The organism is Mesorhizobium sp. P5_C1 (assembly GCF_054049815.1).
The window spans coordinates 21,579-28,328 of the sequence record NZ_JBFULQ010000012.1 but is presented as its reverse complement, the minus strand read 5'-3'; the positions used below and the strand labels follow the sequence as shown (position 1 = coordinate 28,328).

The window sequence follows — 6,750 nt, the reverse complement described above, 5'->3', positions numbered from 1 at the left end:
GGAGGGAAGATGTCATGAGGGGCTCCAAACCAAAAAAGAATGAGCCCGCTTGACCGAAAAGAATGGAAACGGGCCCGTTATAGCGGTCCGACATCACAATCGCCAAAGAAGCGACAGTCAGAGGGGCCCGGCCCGCACAAGGCAATTAGGAATGCAGAGGCGCGCCTTCAAGGGGATTGTTGCTCAAACCGTCACCACAATCTTTCCGAACTGCCGGTTCGATTCCAGGAAGCGATGCGCCTCGACGACCTGCTCGAACGGGAAAGTTCTGTCGATGATCGGCCTCAGCGCGCCGGTCTCCAGGCCTTCGAGGATGAACGCTTTGGCCGCTTCCAGCTTCGCCGGGTTGCCGGTGATCTCATGGACGAGATAACCGCGCAGCGTCAGTGTCTTGGCCAGCACGGCAAACAGCGGGAACGGCGTCGGCTCGTGGCTGAGGCCACCATATTCGATGAGAATGCCACCCCGCGACATCGCCGCCGTCAGCGGCTCGAAGATCGGGCCGCCGATCGCATCGAACACRACGCGCACGCCTTGCGGCCCGGCGATTTCATCGAGCCGTGCGGCCAGATCCTCCTCCGTAGAGGCCACCACATAGGCCGCGCCGGCGTCAAGCAGGGCCTGCCTCTTGGCCGTTGTCCGCGTCACCGCAATCGCGGTCGCTCCAACCCTGTTGGCGATCTGGATCGCTGCAAGCCCGACACTGCTCGATGCCGCGGTGACGACAACGAAATCTCCGCTGTGCAGCCCGGCGATACCGATCAGCGCGCCATAGGCGGTGAGGTATTGCATCCAGACCGCCGCCGCCATTGGCCAGTCGAGCGAGGGCGGGTGCTTGACGACGAGCCCGGCAGGATAGGTGGCAAGCTCGCCATAGGCGGGCCAGCGGATCATCGACTGCGGCGGGATGATGCTGACGCTGTCGCCCGGCGCAAAGTCCTTCACACCTTCGCCCACCGCCTCGATGATGCCCGCCGCTTCGAGGCCAAGCCCCGAGGGTAGCGTCGGCGTTTCGATATAGGCACCCGCGCGCAGCAACGCCTCGGCGCGGTTGAGGCCAAGCGCCTTGACGCGGATTTGAACTTCGCCCGGCCCCGGTCCGGGAAGCTCGACATCCTCGATGCGCAGGACCTCGGGACCACCATGCTGGTGGAAGCGAACAAGACGTGCCATTCGGGTTACTCCAAATTATCTGAACCGAATAAGCTATGCAGGCAAGATTCTCGGCGATAAATGGCTATAAAGGTAGAACAGTAGAAACCAGGAGTTCTGAATATGGATCGGCTTGAGAGCATGGCCGTGTTCGTCAAGGCGGTCGACCTCGGCTCGTTCGCGGCCGCGGCGGTCGCGCTCGATCTGTCCGGACCGATGGTCGGCAAGCATGTCCGGTTTCTCGAGGAGCGGCTGGGCGTGCGGCTGCTCAACCGGACCACGCGCCGGCAGAGCCTGACCGACTTCGGGCGCGCCTATTATGAACGCTGCCGGGTGGTGCTGGCCGAGGCTGACGCCGCCGATGCGCTCGCCGCCGACCAGTTCTCCGAACCGCGGGGAAAACTGCGCGTCACCATGCCGGCGCATTTCGGCCGCCACTGCGTGACACCCATATTGCTGCGGCTGGCGCGGCAATATCCGATGCTGGAACTCGACCTGTCCCTCAGCGACCGCTTCGCCGACCTTGCCGAGGACGGTTACGATCTCGCCATCCGGACCGGCGCCCTGGACGACAAGGCAGGGATGATCGCGCGTCGTGTCGCGCGCCAGGGCATGGTCGTCTGCGCGGCACCCTCCTATCTCCAACGCCACGCCGAACCACGGCGGATCGAGGATCTCGCCGACCATCAGGCCATTGTCTACCGCCGGCTCGGCCAGGTCGTTCAGCCGTGGCTGTTCGTGCGCGAGGGGCAAGCCGCACAGGAGTTCATACCGGCCGGCCGGCTGCGGCTCGACGATCTCGATGCCATCGCCGATGCCGCTACCGAAGGCATGGGCCTCGCCTGGTTGCCCTATTGGCTGGTGCGCGAGCGCATTCAGGCCGGCGCGCTGGTGGCGCTGCTGCCGGATCAGCCGCGATATCTCTACGACTGTCACGCGCTTTGGCTGCAGACGCCGCATCTGCCGTTGAAGGTACGGCTGGCCGTCGATGCACTGGCGGCCGCTTTACCGAAATCGATGGCCTGAGCGCAAGCGTCGCCATCAAACGTCTGCGCGGCTCTGGCCACCTTGCGGTGCCTGAGCCGCGCAGCTTGGTTCGCTATATCTTGCAGTAAGGCGTCACCGGTGCGATGACGCCGAAATCCCTAGCGATCTCGTAGCCGATGCCATCTGCCGCCGCCTTGCCGACATAGGAATGGCAGAGCGTGTGGTTGTTGGTGGCGTCGACGCGGATCTTGCCTTGCGGTGCGTCGAACTCGATCGATGGCAATGCCGCCAGCACATCGTCGTCCTTCAGCGATCCGGCCTTCTCGGCGGCCAGCGCGTAGAGATGCAGCCCATTGTAGCCGGCCTCGCCGATGCCGTTGACCATCTTCTCCTGGCCGAACTTTTCGCGGAAGCTCGAGATGAACTTCTTGTTGACCGGATTGTCGAGCGCCATCCAGTAGGGCTGCGGCGCGTAGGTTCCGGCGGCCACGCCGGGCGGCAGCGCGTCCTTGTTGAAGACCTCGTCGAGCGGCGCGATCAGCGGTTGCTTGATATCGAAGCTGCGATACTGCTTGAGCTGGGTGACGGCGTCGTTGCCGACCACCATCGACCAGACGACATCGGGCTTCAGCGACTTGATCTTCTGGAACGCCGGGCCGAAATCCGTGGTGCCGAACGGATAGTAGTCTGCGCCGATGATCTTGCCGCCGGCCTTCTCGTAGGCCGCCGTGATCGCCTCGGTCATCTTCTGCGGCCAGGCATAGTCGGAAGCCATGACATAGATCGTCTTGCCGAGGTTCTCGGCCACCCAGGGCATCATCGGGTCGACCTGCTGCATCGGGATAGGGCCGGTGGCGACGAAGTAGCGGTTGCATTCGCCGCCTTCGAAGTTGGTCGGGTAGAAGAACAGCTTCTTGGCTTTCGAGGTGACGGACAGCGTCGCACTGCGCTCGGGCGAGATGATGGTGCCCATGATCACGTCGACCTTGTCTTCGTTGATGAGCTTGCGTGCCTTGTCGATCGCGCCCTTGGTCGTGGTCTGGTTGTCCTCGATGAACAATTCGACCTGGCGGCCGCCAATGCCATTGGCGGCGTTGAGTTCGGCAGCCGCCAGCTTGTAGCAATTGAGCAGCGTCTCGCCGAGGATCGCCTGCAATCCGGTGATCGGGATCGATAGGCCGACCTTGACGGTGTCGGCGGCGCGCAGGATCGACGGCGCGCCGACCATGGCGAAGGCGGCCGCGGCGCCGCCCGATTTCAGAACAGTTCTTCTGCTTATCATTTTTGTGTTCCCTTCCAGTCCAGGCGCGCCCCATGCACGCCTTACAAAGCCAACAAATCCCGGGCGCGCTTTAAGCGCGCCTATAGAGCCAACAGATCCTTGAGCAGTGTCTCGTCGGCGAACGTCTCCGGCGCGCCTTCATGCACGATCCTGCCTTTTTCCATCACCAGGCAGCGGTCCGCCGCCTTGAGAACGAGATCGAGATTCTGCTCGACAAGAACGATCGCGATGCCGCGCTCGCGCGCGATGCGCGGCACCAGCTCGGCAATCGACTGCACGATGTTCGGCTGGATGCCTTCCGAGGGTTCGTCGAGCAGCAGCACCGACGGCAGGCCGCACAGCGCGCGGCCGATCGCCAGCATCTGCTGCTGGCCACCCGAGAGCGTGCCGGCAACCTGCGCTTCGCGTTCACGCAGGATCGGGAAATAGCCGAAGATGTCGGCCGGAATGCCACCGTCGCCGCGCCCCTTGGCGGCGCGTGTGCCGACGTCCAGGTTTTGCCGCACGGTCAGCTGGTTGAAGATGCCGCGTCCCTGCGGGACATGCGCGATGCCGGCCCGCGCGCGCCGGAAGGCCGGCGCATTGGTGAGGTCCTGGTCGCCGAGAAGCATGGCGCCGCCGCTCGCCCGCAAGGCTCCGGCGATGACGCGCAGCAGCGTCGTCTTGCCGGCGCCGTTGCGGCCGAGCAGGCCGACGACCTCGCCGGGCGCGACGCTGAGGTCGATGCCGTTCAGCACCGGGAGCAAGCCGTAGCCAGCCGAGATCGCCATTGTCCGCAGCATCGTCAGCGCCTCCCCAGATAGACGTCGCGGACCATCTCGTCGGTCTCGATGTCATGGAAAGGACCGCTGCGCAGCCGGCGCCCCTGATGCAGCACCAGCGTTTCGCAGTTCAGCGCCCGCACGAAGCGGATGTCATGTTCGACCGCGACGATCGAGAATTCGCCCTTGAGCCGCAGCAGCATTTCCGCCGTCGCCAGCGTCTCCTGCGGCGTCATGCCGGCGGTTGGCTCGTCGAGCAGCAGCAGCCTTGGCTCGATCGCCAGCGCCATGCCGATCTCCAGCCATTGCTTCTGGCCGTGCGCGAGTTCGCCGGCCAGCGTGGCGGCACGATTGCCGAGCGCGACCAGTTCCAGCAATTCAGCGACCGGGCGGACAGGTGAGGGCGCCCCCCACCGCGCGACCTTCAGATTGTCCTCAACCGACAGGCTGGGGAAGACCGACGGGATCTGGAACTTGCGGGCGATGCCGAGCCGGGCGATGCGGTGCAGCGGCAGGCCGGCGATATCGCGGCCGAGGAAGCGCACGCTGCCGCTGGTCGGGCGCAGCGTACCGGTCAGCACGTTGAGGAAGGTGCTCTTGCCGGCGCCATTCGGCCCGATGATGCAGCAAAGCTCCTTGTCGCGCACGGTGAGATCAAGCGCTTCCAGCGCCTGCAGGCCGCCAAAGCGGATGCCGACATTTTCGGCCTGGAGGAGGACATCGCTCATTGCGCGCGCCTCCGGCCTTTGAACAGGACCTTCAGCCGCGCGTAGATCGACAGGATGCCGTCCGGCAAGATGAAGACGATGACGACGAAGACACAGCCAAGCAGCAGCGGCCATAGGCTTGGGTTGAAGCTGCTGATCGTCTGTTGCGCCCGCTGGATGAAGATGGCGCCGAGCACCGGACCAAGCAGAGTGCCGCGCCCGCCGACCGCCACCCAGACGATGACTTCCGTCGACAAAAGCAGTCCCGAAAGGTCCGGCGCCACCAGCCCGGCCATGCAGACATAAAGGGCGCCGGCAAGTCCGGCGATGGCCGCCGACAGGACGAAGGTGACGAGCAGCCGCAAGGGCGCGTTGTGGCCAAGCGCGGCCGCCCTGACTTCATTGTCCTGGATGGCGGTGAGCACCGTGCCCCAGCGCCCGCGGCTGATCGACCACAGGGTGAGCACGGCCACCGCGACGATGGCTGCGACGAAAATGTAGCTGGGCAGGTCTTGGCTGAGTTCGACATGCAGCCCGCCAACATCGAACTCGATCGGCGGGATGCCGATCAAACCGCTGTCGCCGCCGGTGACCGAACTCCAGGAGACCGCAGCCTGCTGGCAGATGACGCCCATGGCCAGCGTGACGATGGTGAAATAGCTGCCACGGATGCCGCCGAAGAACAGGAAATAGCCGATGATGGCGGCGACGACGGCCGCGCCGGCCACCGCGCCCATGATGCCAAGCAGGCTGGCGAAGGGGATCGCGTCGTTGAGCGTGACCAGCGCCATGATGTAGCCGCCAATGCCGAAAAAGGCGGCGTGGCCGAAACACAGAATGCCGGTGCGACCCCAGAAGAAGTCGAGGCTCGCCGCGAACAGGCCGAAGATCAGTGCGTCGCGGATCACCGTCAACTGATAGCCATCGGCAATGAGCGGATAGATGATGGCGAGCGCCACGCACGCGGCGAAGATCAGCAGCCAGTTGCGATCCCCAGCGATCATCGCGATGCCCCGTTGAACAGGCCGTTGGGCCGCAGCCGCACGGCGACGATGGCCGCGAGCAGCACGATCGCTTGCGCCAGCGATGGCGATATCTGGTAGTTCAGGACACTCGTCAGGCCGCCGACGAAGACGCTTCCGGCGACAAGGCCGCCGATCGAACCGACGCCGCCGACGATGACGACGAAGAAGGCGTTGGCGAGATAGTTCACTCCCATCTGCGGCAGCACGATCGCCAGCGGCGCGACCAGTCCTCCTGCCAGTCCGGCAATGGCGGCACCGAAGGTGAAGGCGATGGCATAGGTGCGCCGCGTGTTGATGCCGACGCCCTCGGCCATCTCGCGGTTCTGGATGACGGTGCGGATGTCGAGGCCGAACGATGTCCGGCTGATCAGCAGGACGACTCCAAGCAGCGTCAGCGCGGCAATAGTGATCAGGATCAGCCGGTAGGCCGGATAGACGGTGAAGACGAGATCGAGCGTGCCTTCGATCGGCGGCGTCACCGGCTTGGCGCCGAGACCGAAGGTCAGTTCCAGCCCTTGTTGCAGGATCAGGCTGACGCCCCAGGTGGCGAGCACGGTCGAGACCGGCCGCGAATAGAGATGGCGGATGATGGCGAACTCGAGGATGCAGCCGACCACCGCGCCGGCGATCGGGGCGGCGGCCAGCCCCAGCCAGAACGAGCCGCCGATGCTCTGGACGAAATAGACCGCGAAGGCACCGACGGTGACGAACTCGCCATGCGCGAGGTTGGTCACGTTCATCAGGCCGAAGCTGATCGCCAGGCCGAGCCCGACAAGCATCAGGATGCTGATCAGCGTCAGCGCGTTGAGAAGCGTGGTGACGACAAAATCCATCGC

7 protein-coding genes are annotated in these 6,750 nt (G+C 64.6%); 1 reads left to right on the top strand and 6 read right to left on the bottom strand.

Going from position 1 to position 6,750, the window contains the following annotated elements; all coding sequences use genetic code 11:
• Positions 1-183: 183 nt before the first annotated feature.
• The gene (locus ACXJ7R_RS02365; protein WP_457150406.1) at positions 184-1,173 is read right to left on the bottom strand and encodes a zinc-dependent alcohol dehydrogenase family protein; all 990 of its coding nucleotides are present in this window, start codon (positions 1,171-1,173) and stop codon (positions 184-186) included.
• A gap of 102 nt (positions 1,174-1,275) precedes the next feature.
• Here ACXJ7R_RS02365 and ACXJ7R_RS02360 point away from each other — a divergent pair, with 102 nt between their 5' ends.
• On the top strand, positions 1,276-2,178 hold the full coding sequence (locus tag ACXJ7R_RS02360) for a LysR family transcriptional regulator (protein ID WP_457150405.1): 903 nt from the start codon (positions 1,276-1,278) through the stop codon (positions 2,176-2,178).
• 73 nt (positions 2,179-2,251) lie between these two features.
• Here ACXJ7R_RS02360 and ACXJ7R_RS02355 read toward each other — a convergent pair whose 3' ends face one another.
• The 5 genes from ACXJ7R_RS02355 to urtB all read right to left on the bottom strand — a co-directional run bounded on the left by ACXJ7R_RS02355 (position 2,252) and on the right by urtB (position 6,747).
• Positions 2,252-3,421, bottom strand: a complete 1,170-nt coding sequence (locus tag ACXJ7R_RS02355) for a substrate-binding protein (protein WP_457150404.1) — start codon at positions 3,419-3,421, stop codon at positions 2,252-2,254.
• A gap of 80 nt (positions 3,422-3,501) precedes the next feature.
• On the bottom strand, positions 3,502-4,203 hold the full coding sequence (locus tag ACXJ7R_RS02350; protein ID WP_457150403.1) for an ABC transporter ATP-binding protein: 702 nt from the start codon (positions 4,201-4,203) through the stop codon (positions 3,502-3,504).
• Between the two features lie 2 nt (positions 4,204-4,205).
• Positions 4,206-4,910 carry an ATP-binding cassette domain-containing protein gene (locus ACXJ7R_RS02345; RefSeq protein ID WP_095080870.1) on the bottom strand — a complete coding sequence of 235 codons (705 nt, stop codon included), beginning with the start codon at positions 4,908-4,910 and terminating at the stop codon, positions 4,206-4,208.
• The gene (locus ACXJ7R_RS02340) at positions 4,907-5,893 is read right to left on the bottom strand and encodes a branched-chain amino acid ABC transporter permease (protein WP_457150402.1); all 987 of its coding nucleotides are present in this window, start codon (positions 5,891-5,893) and stop codon (positions 4,907-4,909) included. Before ACXJ7R_RS02340 ends, ACXJ7R_RS02345 begins: the two co-directional genes overlap by 4 nt.
• Positions 5,890-6,747 (bottom strand): urea ABC transporter permease subunit UrtB, encoded by an 858-nt coding sequence (urtB, locus tag ACXJ7R_RS02335; protein ID WP_457150401.1) that lies wholly within the window; start codon positions 6,745-6,747, stop codon positions 5,890-5,892. Before urtB ends, ACXJ7R_RS02340 begins: the two co-directional genes overlap by 4 nt.
• Positions 6,748-6,750: the final 3 nt, after the last annotated feature.